This is a genomic window from Brachybacterium sp. GCM10030268, assembly GCF_042666305.1.
In the GTDB taxonomy this organism is placed as follows: Bacteria; Actinomycetota; Actinomycetes; order Actinomycetales; family Dermabacteraceae; genus Brachybacterium.
The window spans coordinates 559,760-571,797 of the sequence record NZ_JBHTCW010000001.1; the positions used below are offsets into that span (position 1 = coordinate 559,760).

At 71.3% G+C, this 12,038-nt stretch carries 12 protein-coding genes; 9 read left to right on the forward strand and 3 right to left on the reverse strand.

Going from position 1 to position 12,038, the window contains the following annotated elements:
• Positions 1–79: 79 nt before the first annotated feature.
• The gene (locus ACFQRD_RS02565; protein WP_377016169.1) at positions 80–1,096 is read right to left on the reverse strand and encodes a LacI family DNA-binding transcriptional regulator; all 1,017 of its coding nucleotides are present in this window, start codon (positions 1,094–1,096) and stop codon (positions 80–82) included.
• Between the two features lie 271 nt (positions 1,097–1,367).
• Between ACFQRD_RS02565 and ACFQRD_RS02570 the strand changes: the two genes are divergently transcribed.
• The 7 genes from ACFQRD_RS02570 (at position 1,368) to ACFQRD_RS02600 (ending at position 8,013) form a co-directional block, all read left to right on the forward strand.
• Complete coding sequence (locus ACFQRD_RS02570; protein ID WP_377803456.1) at positions 1,368–2,825, forward strand: DEAD/DEAH box helicase; 1,458 nt, start codon at positions 1,368–1,370, stop codon at positions 2,823–2,825.
• Positions 2,822–3,265: a rhodanese-like domain-containing protein gene (locus ACFQRD_RS02575; RefSeq protein ID WP_377016165.1), complete on the forward strand. Its 444-nt coding sequence runs from the start codon at positions 2,822–2,824 to the stop codon at positions 3,263–3,265. The genes ACFQRD_RS02570 and ACFQRD_RS02575 overlap by 4 nt, the downstream gene beginning before the upstream one ends.
• A gap of 141 nt (positions 3,266–3,406) precedes the next feature.
• Positions 3,407–3,784: an ArsR/SmtB family transcription factor gene (locus tag ACFQRD_RS02580; protein ID WP_377016379.1), complete on the forward strand. Its 378-nt coding sequence runs from the start codon at positions 3,407–3,409 to the stop codon at positions 3,782–3,784.
• Complete coding sequence (locus ACFQRD_RS02585; protein WP_377016163.1) at positions 3,781–4,797, forward strand: cation diffusion facilitator family transporter; 1,017 nt, start codon at positions 3,781–3,783, stop codon at positions 4,795–4,797. Before ACFQRD_RS02580 ends, ACFQRD_RS02585 begins: the two co-directional genes overlap by 4 nt.
• A gap of 240 nt (positions 4,798–5,037) precedes the next feature.
• A complete protein-coding gene (gene thpD, locus ACFQRD_RS02590; RefSeq protein ID WP_377016161.1) occupies positions 5,038–5,934 on the forward strand; it encodes an ectoine hydroxylase in 897 nt (298 codons plus the stop codon).
• Between the two features lie 278 nt (positions 5,935–6,212).
• Complete coding sequence (locus ACFQRD_RS02595) at positions 6,213–7,607, forward strand: FAD-binding oxidoreductase (RefSeq protein WP_377803457.1); 1,395 nt, start codon at positions 6,213–6,215, stop codon at positions 7,605–7,607.
• Positions 7,608–7,653: 46 nt separating this feature from the next.
• A complete protein-coding gene (locus ACFQRD_RS02600) occupies positions 7,654–8,013 on the forward strand; it encodes a hypothetical protein (protein ID WP_377016157.1) in 360 nt (119 codons plus the stop codon).
• Between the two features lie 11 nt (positions 8,014–8,024).
• Here the strand turns inward: ACFQRD_RS02600 and ACFQRD_RS02605 are convergent, their stop codons facing one another.
• Complete coding sequence (locus ACFQRD_RS02605; RefSeq protein WP_377016155.1) at positions 8,025–8,996, reverse strand: MsnO8 family LLM class oxidoreductase; 972 nt, start codon at positions 8,994–8,996, stop codon at positions 8,025–8,027.
• Between the two features lie 105 nt (positions 8,997–9,101).
• Here ACFQRD_RS02605 and ACFQRD_RS02610 point away from each other — a divergent pair, with 105 nt between their 5' ends.
• Positions 9,102–10,127, forward strand: a complete 1,026-nt coding sequence (locus ACFQRD_RS02610) for an LLM class flavin-dependent oxidoreductase (protein WP_377016153.1) — start codon at positions 9,102–9,104, stop codon at positions 10,125–10,127.
• Positions 10,128–10,279: 152 nt separating this feature from the next.
• Here the strand turns inward: ACFQRD_RS02610 and ACFQRD_RS02615 are convergent, their stop codons facing one another.
• Entirely contained in the window at positions 10,280–11,098 is an 819-nt protein-coding gene (locus ACFQRD_RS02615) for an endonuclease/exonuclease/phosphatase family protein (protein WP_377016151.1), read from the reverse strand.
• 93 nt (positions 11,099–11,191) lie between these two features.
• On the opposite strand from ACFQRD_RS02615, the gene ACFQRD_RS02620 reads away from it, so the two are divergent.
• Positions 11,192–12,031 (forward strand): S-adenosyl-l-methionine hydroxide adenosyltransferase family protein, encoded by an 840-nt coding sequence (locus ACFQRD_RS02620; RefSeq protein ID WP_377016149.1) that lies wholly within the window; start codon positions 11,192–11,194, stop codon positions 12,029–12,031.
• Positions 12,032–12,038 lie beyond the last annotated feature (7 nt).

A 12,038-nucleotide genomic window follows, 5' to 3' on the forward strand; every position in this document is an offset into this window, starting at 1 on the left:
CACCGGCGCTCTCGAGGCACCGGCACGGATCGTTCAGGACCCAGTCAAGCGCACCCGCGACGCGCTTGCAACGTGGGAATCAGTGGTGGCCCGGCGGCCGCGTCGAATCGCGCTCGATCAGGCGGTGCGGGATCACGGTCTCGGCCCCGTCCTCGTGCGCCGTGCCCGCCAGGGCTGCGTCCAACGCGGCCGCGATCAGGGCATCGAGATCCGGGGCCACCGTGGTCAGCGACGGCCGCGACCACGCGGCCTCGGGCACGTCGTCCCAGCCCACGACCGCCACCTCTGCCGGCACTGCCACGCCGCGATCGGCCAGGGCGCTCAGGGCGCCGAGGGCCAGCAGGTCGTTGCCGGCCACGACCGCATCGACGTCGATCGTCTCGGCCAGGACCTCCTGCACCGCGCGGTACCCGGCCTCGCGGGTCCATGAGCTGACAGCGCGGACGAGCTCGGGGTCCCGGGGCAGCCCGGCACTGTCCCTGGCGGCCCGGAACCCCGCGAGCCGGTCCGCGCCGGTGGAGCGCTCGGCGCCTTCGGCGCCGAGGAACAGCAGTCGCCGGTGTCGGCCGCGGGCGAGGTGCCGCACCACCTCGGCCGCGGAGGCGGCGTTGTCGATCGCCACGTGCACCACGTTCGGGGCGGCCGGCAAGGACTCCCCCAGCAGCACCACAGGAGGCCCGGACTCACGCCCGGCCAGGTCCGCCGGATCCAGGGCGGAGGGCGAGATGATGACGGCGTCGACGGGGCGGGCGGTGCGGCCGTGCACGTGGGCGCGCTCGGTCTCGGCGCTGTGCAGGGAGACCTCGACGCTGACGGTGTAGCCGCGCTCGCGGGCGGCGGCCTGGGCCCGCTCCGCCAGGCGGGCGAAGTAGGGGTTCTGCAGCTCGGGGACGACCAGCGCGATCGACCGGGTGGGGCCTCCGCGCAGCTCCCGGCCCACGTGGTTGGGCACGTAGCCGAGCTCGTCGATCGCCTCCAGGACCTTCGCGCGGGTCTCGGTCCGGACCACGGGGCGGTCGTTGACGACGTTGGAGACCGTCTTCCACGACACCCCGGCGCGCTGGGCGACGTCCTTGATGCTCACCCTGCGCGCCATTCGCGGACTCCTCCGTCTCCCCGTCGTGAACTGTTCTGGCGACAATACCGGCGTGTTCGCAGCCGATGCCGGAACAGGTGTATGTCACATCCGGTGCGGTGATCGTCCTCCCTGGACAGCGGCGGGTCTAGTGTTGTCGGAGCGTGCCGTCATCCCGCCGCGGCACAGGTCCCACCTCGTATGGTGGTGACAGCGCAGGCTTCGAGTCGCTGCCATGGCAGCGCCTGGCGCAACGCACCGGGCGGGATCTGCACCTTCAGAACGGATTCCCGTGACCTCCCCTGACTTCGCACGCCTCGGCGTGCCCTCCGTCCTGGTCGACGCGCTCGCGCCCCAGGGCATCACCCAGCCCACCCCCATCCAGGCCGCGACGCTGCCGGACTCCCTGTCCGGGCGCGACATCCTCGGCCGTGGCCGCACGGGCTCGGGCAAGACCTACGCCTTCGGCCTGCCCCTGGTCGCACGCCTGATCGCCGAGCCCCGCCGCCGCGCCGCGCGCCGGCCCCGCTCGCTCATCCTCGCCCCCACGCGTGAGCTCGCCTCCCAGATCTCCGAGTCGCTGCGGCCGCTGGAAGCGGCCGCCGGGCTGCGCAGCGCCGTCGTGTTCGGCGGCGTCGGCCAGAATCCCCAGGTCAAGGCGCTCGCCGCCGGCGTCGACGTGGTCGTCGCCTGCCCGGGCCGGCTGCTGGACCTGATGGGACAGGGCCACGTGGACCTCAGTGCCGTCGAGATCACCGTGATCGACGAGGCCGATCACATGGCCGACATGGGCTTCCTGCCCATGGTGCGCCGCATCCTGGATGCGACGCCGAAGCAGGGCCAGCGCATGCTGTTCTCCGCCACCCTCGACGCCGGTGTGAACAAGCTGGTCAAGCAGTTCCTGTCCTCCCCCGTGACGCACTCGGCGGACCCTGCCACGAGCCCCGTCGGCACCATGGAGCACCACGTGCTCGAGGTCGACGCCGCCACCCGGTTCGACGTGCTGCGCGACCTCGCCGCGGCGCCGGGCCGCACGATCATGTTCACGCGCACCAAGTACGGGGCGAAGAACCTCGCCCGCAAGCTCGCCGCGCGCGGAGTGGACGCCGTCGACCTGCACGGCAACCTCTCGCAGAACGCCCGCACCCGGAACCTCGAGGCCTTCGGCTCCGGGACGAACACCACGCTGGTGTGCACCGACATCGCCGCCCGCGGCATCCACGTCGACGAGGTGGCCGTCGTGGTCCACGCCGACCCGCCCGTCGAGCACAAGGCCTACCTGCACCGTTCCGGCCGCACCGCCCGCGCCGGCGAGAGCGGTACCGTGATCACCGTGCAGACCCCGGACCAGAAGCGCGATGTCCACGACCTCATGCGCAAGGCGGGCATCAAGCCCACCTTCCACGCGAGCGTGGTCCCCACCAGCCCCGTGCTGACCGTGCTCGCCCCCGGCGAGCGCACGGAGATGCACGAGCCCCGTGACCCCGCCCCGGCCGCTGAATCCCAGCGCTCCGGTGGCGGACGTGGCGGTCAGGGCCGTGGCCAGGGCGGTCGCGGCGGGGGACGCGGCGGCCAGGGCGGCCGCGGTCAGGGCGGCGGACGTGGTCGTTCCGGCGGCCAGGGCCGCAGCGGCGGCGAGGGCGGCGGACGCCGCGGCGGCCAGGCGGCTCCCGCGGGCTCCGGCGCACGACGCCAGGGCGGCTCGAGCGGCTCCGGCCTCGCGGCCTACTCCTCCGGTCGGAACCGATGACCGAGGCGAGCGCCGGACGGCGCAGGGCCGAGGCCCCCACCAGGCACAGCATCGACGAGATCCTCGCCGCCGCCCGCCAGGGCCACGAGCAGGTCGAGCCGGTCGAGCTGCCGACGCTCCTGGATCAGGGCGTCCACGTGATCGACATCCGCTCCGCGGTCACGCGCGAACCCGAGGGGCACATCCCCGGTGCCACGGTGATCGAGCGACTCGTCCTCGAGTGGCGACTCGATCCCCAGAGCGCCGACCGCATGGACGAGGGGCCCGGCTACGACGACCAGATCGTCGTGGTCTGCAACGAGGGCTACTACTCCTCGCTCGCCGCCCGCGACCTGCGTGATCTCGGATTCCACCGCGCCACGGACCTGGCCGGCGGCTTCCGCGCCTACCGGGCGGCGGGACTGCCCGTCGAGGATGAGCCCGCGCGCTACGTGGACTGAGGATCGACCACCCAGGAGGGGCGGTGCCGAGACGGCGCCGCCCCTCCTGCATGTCCGGAACTATCACCGGGATCACAGCCGACACTTCGTTCCTTGCGCAACCATGCAATCCACGGCAGACTCGCCGACGTGCACACCCCGATGACGTCCGGTCCGGCCGCCGAGGCGGCCAGCCACCGCCAGCACGCGGAACCCACCGAACCGCAACTCGCCGCGGCCGCCGACACCTTCGCGATGCTCGCCAGCCCCGCCCGTCTCCACCTCGTCCAGCTCATGAGCTCGGGCCACCTGGACGTCGGCACCCTGGCTGCGCGGGTCGGGCTGAGCCTGCCCACCACCAGTCAGCATCTGAGCAAGCTGCGCCTGGCCGGCATCGTCTCCGCCCGCCGCGAGGGCCGCCACAGCTACTACACCGTCGACGATCCGCACGTGCTCTCCCTGGTCGAGCAGATCTTCGAGCACATCGCGCCCGACGGGACGCTCGCCCCCGACCCCCCGCCGAAGGACTCCCCCGCATGACGCCCCCACCCCCGCAGAGCCCTGCTGCGGCCGAGCCCACGAAGGTCGACCTGCGCCGGTACGCGTGGCTCTCGATCATCGCCGCGATCCTCACGATCGCGCTGAAGACGGGGGCGTGGGCGCTGACGGACTCCGTCGGCCTGCTCTCCGACGCCGCCGAATCCACGGTGAACCTGGTCGCGGCCGTGGTGGCCCTGATCGCGCTGACGGTCGCGGCCCGCCCCGCCACCGAGCGCTATCTCTACGGCCGGGCGAAGGCCGAGTATTTCTCCGCCGCGGTCGAGGGCGTGATGATCTTCGTGGCGGCTGCGGTCATCCTGGTCACCGCCGTCGAGCGCTTCGTGAACCCGCGCCCGCTGGAGAACCTCGGCATCGGCCTGATCATCGTGGTGCTCGCCTCCCTGATCAACGGCGGCGTCGCCCTGGTCCTGCTGCGCGCCGGGAAGGCGCACCGCTCGATCACCCTGCGGGCCGACGGCAAGCACCTCATGACCGACGTGGTCACCAGCGCCGGCGTGCTGATCGGGGTCGGTCTGGTGGCGCTGACCGGCTGGGAGCGTCTGGATCCGATCATCGCCTTCGCCGTGGGCGTGAACATCATCGTCACCGGCATCGGCCTGATCAACGAATCGGTCTCCGGGCTGCTGGACAAGGCCCTGCCCGAGGAGGACCACGACGTCATCACCGACGTCCTGCGTCGCCGCACCGACGGGAACGTCACCTTCCACGGGCTCCAGACCCGCGAGGCCGGCCAGCAGAAGTACATGAACGTCCACGTGCTGGTGCCCGACGAGTGGACCGTCAAAGTGGGGCACGACTACATCGAGGGCCTCGAGGACGAGCTGCGCGAGAGCTTGCCCGACCTCACCGTGCTCACCCACCTCGAGCCGATCTCCGATCCGGCCTCCTACGAGGACATCCCCACGGCCCACGTCCAGATCCACGACGACGAGCACGATCCGACCCGCCCGCCGCAGCATGGCAGCGACGGCACCGGCCACGGGACTGCATAGGCGTCCATCCGTCCGGCACCAGGCGCAGCAGATGCCGCCGCAGGGTCCCCACCCCCGCTGCGAGCCGGCATCTCCACCCCATCAACTGAGCCGGCGAAGCGACGACCAGGTAGAACACTCGCGCCTTGCCATGTAGCCTCCCGACACTGCCGGGCTTCCCGCCCGGCATCGGCATGTCCCGGGTCGTGCCATCGGCGTGGGGCATGCCGCCGATGCGAGCACGATCGAGGAAAGGAAACCATGTCCACGGCGACCATGACCGACGATCACTACCGCACCCGACTCACGGAGGTGATGGAGCCCTACGCCCGTGAGCACCCCACCGTCTGGGGAACCCCGGACGACGGCCCCTTCGACGCCGAGGAGCTGACGGCGCACGAGCAGCGGGGTTTCACCATCCTGCAGGACTTCATCGCCCCCGATGAGGTGATGACCTATCGGCAGGAGCTGAACCGGCTGACCGGCGATGAGTCGCTGCGCGAGGACGAGCGGGTGATCACCGAGCGCGCCTCCGGCGAGGTCCGCTCGATCTTCGCGGTCCAGCAGCTCAGCGACCTGATCGACCAGCTCGCCCGCGACCCGCGGGTGCTGGATCGCGCGCGTCAGCTGCTGGGTTCCGAGGTGTACCTGCACCAGACCCGGATCAACTACATGCCCGGGTTCAAGGGCAGCGGGTTCTACTGGCACTCGGATTTCGAGACCTGGCACGCCGAGGACGGCATGCCGCTGCCCCGCGCCGTCAGCTGCTCGATCGCGCTGACGCCGAACTTCCCCTACAACGGCGGGCTGATGGTGATGCCCGGCTCCCACCGCACCTTCGTGCCGAGCCTGGGTGAGACCCCGGAGGACAACCACAAGTCCTCGCTGAAGGAGCAGACGGTCGGCGTGCCCTCCCAGGAGGTCATCACCGACATGGCCCACCGGCACGGGATCGACCAGTTCACCGGTCCCGCCGGCTCCGCACTGTGGTTCGACTCGAACATCATGCACGGCTCCGGCAACAACATCACTCCGTTCCCGCGCTCGAACATCTTCATGGTGTTCAACAGCGTCGAGAACGAGCTCCAGGAACCGTTCGCGGCCTCCGCGCCGCGCCCGGACCACATCGCCCACCGGGACGTTCAGCCGCTGCGCTGACCATACCGGCGAAGGGCAGGAGCGGGGCACCCGGTGATGACCGGGTGCCCCGCTCCTGCCGTCCACGGGATGCGCCCGCCCTGCTCAGGCGATGGAGACCGTGCTCGCGGTGCGCACGAGGTAGGGCCCGGCTTCCCGGGCACCGACCTGGATCCGGGCGCGGGATGAGCACCGTTCGCGCCTCCGCGCACGGTGTCCCACCATGGGGAGCACACACCACCGTGGCAGGAAGAGCCCACCATGGGCGACGACCTTCCAGCCCTGACGAGGAGCTTCGAATGACCGGTCCCCCGGCATCCGGCACCGATCTCGACGATCTCGCCGCACTCCTGCGCACCGACCTGGGCGCGGACGCCGTGTTCGAGGACCCCGAGACCAGGTACGGCGGTGACTATGCGGTCCCCGGCGTGCCGGGCCTCGGCTTCATCCTGGCCCTCCCCCACGACGTCGAGGGCGTGCAGGCGACCTTGCGGCTGGCCCACGCCACCGGCACCGCCGTCGTGCCCCGCGGAGCGGGCTCGGGACTCTCCGGCGGAGCGAGCGCGGGTGAGGGCTGCATCGTCCTGGGCCTGGAACGACTGACCGCGATCCGCGAGATCGATCCGATCGACGAGGTCGCCGTGGTCGAGCCGGGCGTGGTCACCGCGGACCTCTCGGCAGCGCTGGCGCCCCACGGCTTCTTCTACGCTCCCGATCCCGCCAGTGCCACGCTCTCCAGCATCGGCGGCAACATCGCCACCAATGCCGGCGGTCTGCACTGCGCCAAGTACGGCGTGACCCGGGAATCCGTGCTGGCACTGGACGTGGTGCTGGCCGACGGCACCTTCCTGCGCACCGGCCACCGCTCGATCAAGGGCGTGACGGGGTTGGACCTCACGCAGCTGCTGGTCGGCTCGGAAGGGACCTTGGCCGTGGTGGTCGCCGCGACCCTGCGCATCCATCCGGTGCCGGTCGCACGCCGGACCGTGCTCGCACGGTTCCCCTCCACCACGGCGGCCGCCGCCGCGGTCGGGGCGATCTCGCGGAGCCCGGTGCGACCGGCCGCGACCGAGCTGATGGACGCCGGGACGCTGCAGGACATCGACGAGCGCACCGGCGCCGGGATCAGCCAGGGCGCCACGGCCGTGCTGCTGATCGAGCTCGACGGCTACGGGATCGAGGACCAGACCCGGGATCTGGTGGCCGCCCTCACCGCCGCCGGAGCCGAGGTGTCCCCCATCGACGACGAGGCCGAGGCCGAGCAGCTGTGGCAGCTGCGCCGCACTGCCCGTGGTTCCGGCGCCGGCCGGTTCCGCCTCGGGGAGGACGTGGCGGTGCCCAAGTCCCGCCTCGCCGAGGCCTACGCCGAGCTCGAGGCGATCGGTCGCGCCCATGGGATCCGCGCCTCTGCCGTCGCCCACGCGGGCGACGGGAACCTGCATCCGGCGCTGTCGCTGCCGCGCGGGGAGCATGACACGGCCGCGGAGCTGCCGGCCCCGATCCTCGCTGCGGCGGACGACATGGTGCGGGCCGCCCTCGCCCTGGGCGGGACGATCAGCGGCGAGCACGGCATCGGCACCGCCAAACAGGGCTGGCTCGACCTCGAGCTCTCCGACGTCTCCCGTGATCTCCAGCGCCGCCTCAAGGACGTCTTCGATCCCACCGGGATCCTCAATCCCGGCAAGGGGCTGTGACGAATCGACCGCGTTTCGACCACTCTGAAGAATTCGAGGGTTCACGATGAGGAAGCAGGCGATCTATTTCGGTGTCCTGGCGGCCGTGGGAGCGATCGCGATCCTGTGGCTGTTGCTGTGGCGTCCCACCGTGACGTACAGCCACCTGTATGACCGACAACCCTGCTTCGCCGTCCTAGAGCCGGTGGAGGATGCCTATCTCCTCCCCAGGGAGCCCCACAACGCCAGCGATCCGACGGAGTGGAGCGGGGGCGACCAGGAACGGCTGCATCGCGCCTGCGAACGGGTCCGGACCCGGAACACTGCGATCTCGGCGCTGTTGATCACGCCGACGCTGCTGCTCGGTCAGGCAGCGTGGAGAGGCCGATCGAGCCGAGAGCCGGAGTCCTCGTCGGATTCGGAGTGAATTATTCTCCGTCAATCCAGCAACAGCTCGGCGAGGCGCACGTCGGAGTCAGCGAGCGCTGCGCGGTCATAGGTCGAGGCGCTCGAGAGGATCTCCTGAGCCCCGGTGCGTTCGATGATCTGCTGGAGGCGGCGGCTCACGGTCTCCGCCGTGCCGGTGATGGTCGCGTCCAGGCCCTTCTCCACGCGCTGGCGCTCCTTGCTGCTCCAGGTGGTCCGACGGATCTGCGCGACCGGCTCGAGCGCCTCGAACATCCCCGTGGTGCGCGAGCGGGCCATGGCCCACACCTCGGGCAGGGCCAGCTCGCGGGCCTCAGCGTCGGTGTCGGCGATCAGGGCGTCGGCCGAGGCGATCACCATCGGCGAGCTGCCGTGATGGGACCGGAACGCGCGGCGGTAGGCGGCCAGGCGCTCGGGCAGCTCCGGTGCATCCAGGATGGGCCCGCCGATCACGACGGGCAGGCCGAGCTGCGCGGCGACTTCCAGGCCCGCGCCGGTCGCCAGGACGAACAGGGGGATCTCCGCAGTGGGGCGAGGATGCGCGGTGACGTCGGCCTCCCCGGCGAGGTGGGCGCGCACCTCCGCGATCTCCGCGGCGAAGCTCTCCGTGTCGGACTCCAGGCGCCCCAGCGCGCGGCGCACCGGTTCGGTGAAGCCGAGCGAACGACCCAGGCCCAGGTCGACACGACCGGGATAGAGACCCTCGAGCATCTGGAACTGCTCGGCGACCACGAGCGGGCGGTGGTTGGGCAGCATGACACCGCCGGAGCCGAGACGGATCGTGGAGGTCTGAGCGCCGACAGCGCCCAGCAGCACTGCCGGGGAGCCGCTCGCGATGCCCGGCACCGCATGGTGCTCGGCGACCCAGAAGCGGTGGTAGCCGGCCGCCTCGACCTGCTGCGCCCGCTCCACCGTGTGGACGAGAGCGGTGCCCTCCTCCTCGTCGCTGCGCGTGCGGGAGCGGTCGAGCAGGGAGAGCCTCATGCCGTGATCAACGCGGGCCACGCCGCTGAGCTTCCCGATCCGGAGGTCTGAAAAATCTCAACTATCAGCGGGGTCCGGCCCGATGCACGTCGATACGCTCGAGGTATGACTGCGCCTCACGTTCCGCTCTCGATCCTCGACCTCGTCTCCATCTCGGAAGGCATGACGGTGCGGGAGGCGATCTCCGCGTCCATGGAGGGCGCCCGGACCGCCGACCGGCTCGGCTACGAGCGCTACTGGTTCGCCGAGCACCACAACACCGAGTCCCTCGCCTCCTCGGCGACATCGCTGCTGATCGATCGCGCCGCCTCGATGACGCAGCGGATCCGAGTGGGCTCCGGCGGGATCATGCTGCCCAACCACTCCCCGCTGGCGGTGATCGAGCAGTTCGGCACCCTCGCCCAGTTCCACGGCGACCGCATCGATCTCGGGCTCGGGCGGGCACCCGGCACCGACCAGCTCACCGCGCAGCTGCTGGCCCGCACGTCGGCCGAACCGCAGGCCTTCATCGCGGCGGTCGAGCAGATGCGCGACTGGTCACGGGAGGAGCCCTCGGCCGGGGGCCTGCCGATCAGTGCGTCGGTCGCCCAGGGCACCGAGGTGCCCATGTGGATCCTGGGCTCGACAGCCAACGGGGCGCGCCTGGCCGGACAGCTGGGCATGCCCTTCTCGGTGGCCTCGCACTTCGCGCCGTTCCAGTACCTGCAGGCGCTGGAGACCTACCGCTCGGAGTTCGATCCGTCCGCGAAGTCCGCTCAGATCGAGCGCCCGCACACCATGGTCGGGGTCAACCTGGTCGTCGCCGAGACCGACGAGGAGGCGCAGCGGCACTTCTCCACGCTGCAGCAGATGTTCCTCGGCGTGGTCACCGGCCAGCGGCAGAAGATCCAGCCGCCGCGGCCGATCGAGGAGGTCGCCGCCGATCATCTCCTCCAGCAGGTCGACCAGACACTCTCGATCCGGGCCGTCGGCTCCCCCGCCACCGTCGTGCGCCAGCTGGAGGAGATCGTGGCGACGACCGGGGCCGACGAGCTGATCCTCACCGCCTACTATTACGACCCCGCCGACCGGCTCAAGGGACTTGAGCTGCTGGCCGAGGCCTGGGGGCTCGGCACGGAGGCCAACGGCTGACGGCTGACGGCTGACGGCTGACGCCTGACGCCTGACGCCTGACGCCTGACGCCTGACGGCAATGGTCGCGCCCCGCAGGACGTGCAGGCGCCGACGGGACACCCGATCCGGAGCGATCGACGACCCCGCGGCGGAGGCGGGGAGAGCGGTGCTCAGGCCTGGTCGGGACGGACCACGGCGGTGACGGCGGCGTGGTCGCTCGCGGCCACGCCCTGGATGTCGTGGACGTGGGCGGCGTAGGCCTCGACCGTCAGCCCGCGGGTCATGATCCAGTCGATGCGCGCGGCCCCGGCCTCGGGTCGCCGGTAGTCCGGGAACGTGCCGATGTCCTCGCCCTCGAGAGCGCCCGTCTCGTCGTGGGCGTCCTCGAAGCCGGCATCGCGCAGCACGCGCCAGGGGGTGCTCTCCCCGGCGGCGGCGTTGAAATCGCCCATCAGCACGGCGGGGATCCCGTCGGCCACCTCGCGCAGCCGCTGGGCGATCACCCCGGCGCCCTTCTCGCGGGCCACGTGCCCGGCGTGGTCGAGGTGCGTCACCGCCAGCACCAGGTCACCACCGCCGGCGCGGTCGCGCACGCGCGCCCACACGGCGATCCGCGGGCAGTGCGCATCCCAACCCACCGAGCCGATCAGCTCCGGCTCCTCGGAGACCCAGAACTGGTCCCAGTCCAGCAGCTCGAACCGCTCACGACGGACGAACAGCAGGTTGTGCTCGCCGCGGCCACCGCCCTCACGGCCGTACCCCAGCCGCAGGTGGCTCGCCGCGAGGGCCTCGTCGAGAACCGGGATCTGCGAGGCCAGCACCTCCTGGGTGCCGACCACGTCGGCGTCGGCCGAGCGCAGCAGATCGACCAGCACCGGGGCGCGGTCGTCCCAGTGATCCGCCTGGCCGGCCACGGTGCCGGGGCGGTGCAGGCGGATGTTCTGGGTCAGGACGCTCAGGGCGGGCGGCTGCGCGGACGGGAGGATCATGCTCCCCATCATGTCTCACGCCTCACGCTCGTGACGAGGGGCCGTCCGTGGGACGCCCCGCACGCCGAAGCGGCGAACCCGCATAATTCGCCTATGAACGCTCTGGTGCTGCAATCGGATTTCGGACTCGACGACGGCGCGGTCAGCGCCATGTACGGCGTCGCCGTGGGCGTCGATCCCACGCTGCGAATCCACGACGTCACCCACAACATCCCGCCGTACGACATCTGGGAGGGCTCCTACCGTCTCGCCCAGGTGCTCACCTACTGGCCGGCGGGCACGGTGTTCGTCTCGGTGGTGGACCCGGGTGTCGGTTCGGACCGGCTGTCCGTGGTCGCGCGGACCGCGACGGGCCACTACGTGGTCACGCCCGACAACGGCACGCTCACCCACCTCGACCAGCTCTTCGGGATCACCGAGCTGAGGGAGATCGACGAGACCAGGAACCGGCGGCCGGGCTCCGAGGAGTCCTACACCTTCCACGGCCGCGACATCTATGCGTTCACGGGGGCACGGCTGGCCTCCGGCACCACCACCTACGAGGAGGTGGGCCCGAGCCTGGATCTCTCGACCCTGGTGCGGCTGCCGGTGATCGAGCCGGAGCTCACCGAGGGGGCCGTCGTCGGCACCATCGACACCCTGGACGTGCGCTACGGCTCGCTGTGGACCTCGATCCCGCGGCCGCTGTTCCGCGAGCTCGGTGTCGAGCCCGGCGATCGGGTCACCGTCCGCGTCCACCATCACGACACCGTCGTCCACGCCGCCCAGGTCACCTACGCCCGATCCTTCGCGGCGGTCGAGGTGGGAGAGTCGCTGCTGTACGTGAACTCCCTGGACCGGATGGCGATCGCCATCAATCGCGGCCACTACGCGCGCGCCTTCGCGCTCGGCACCGGCGCCTCCTGGCGCGTGACCCTGGTGCCGGTGCGCTGACATAGCG